We start from the raw sequence: 542 nt of genomic DNA, 5'->3' as shown, positions 1-542 counted from the left end.
CCCCTGCCCCCGACCGACCCGCTGCCACTGCCGATACCGGATCGACCGCAGATCGGCGACACCACCCGTGCGCTGCTGCAGCTGCAGGCGCGTGGCAGCCATGCCGGCGCGCACCTGCCGATGCTCGGCGACCAGGCCTCGCTCAGCTACGCACGCTACCTGCAGAGCTTCACCCACCCCATCCCGGAGTTCCTCGACACCAGCGTGCGCAAACAGGTCACTGGTGACGGCAACGGAGAGTGACCCCATGAATACCCACGCCCGTCAGCGCGGTGGCATGTCGGTGACGATGATGCTGGTGATGCTCGGCCTGGTGACGATGCTGGGCCTGGTCGAAATCGGCTATCTGTACTGGGCCAAGCGCGATGTGCAGAAAATCGCCGACCTCTCCGCGCTGGCCGGCGCGCAGCGGCTGGACCTGTGCAGCGCCGACCGCGCCGACAACAGCGCCGCGCGCAGCAACGCCGTGCAGGCCAACCGCTTCCCCGGCACGCTCAACGTGCGCTGCGGCGACTGGAATCCCACCCACACCACCGCCGACC

Annotated in this window: 2 protein-coding genes; both read left to right on the top strand. The window is 68.8% G+C overall.

Annotated elements, in window-relative coordinates:
* A partial coding sequence (locus ACXJKJ_RS31845) for a DUF3613 domain-containing protein (protein ID WP_457395720.1) occupies positions 1-243 on the top strand: 243 nt, incomplete at its 5' end.
* 4 nt (positions 244-247) lie between these two features.
* Positions 248-542 (top strand): pilus assembly protein TadG-related protein (locus ACXJKJ_RS31840; RefSeq protein WP_457395718.1); only part of this gene is annotated, 295 nt, incomplete at its 3' end.

The organism is Roseateles sp. P5_E1, from assembly GCF_054049335.1.
The sequence above is the reverse complement of the archived record's forward strand: the minus strand, read 5'-3'. Positions and strand labels throughout refer to the sequence as shown.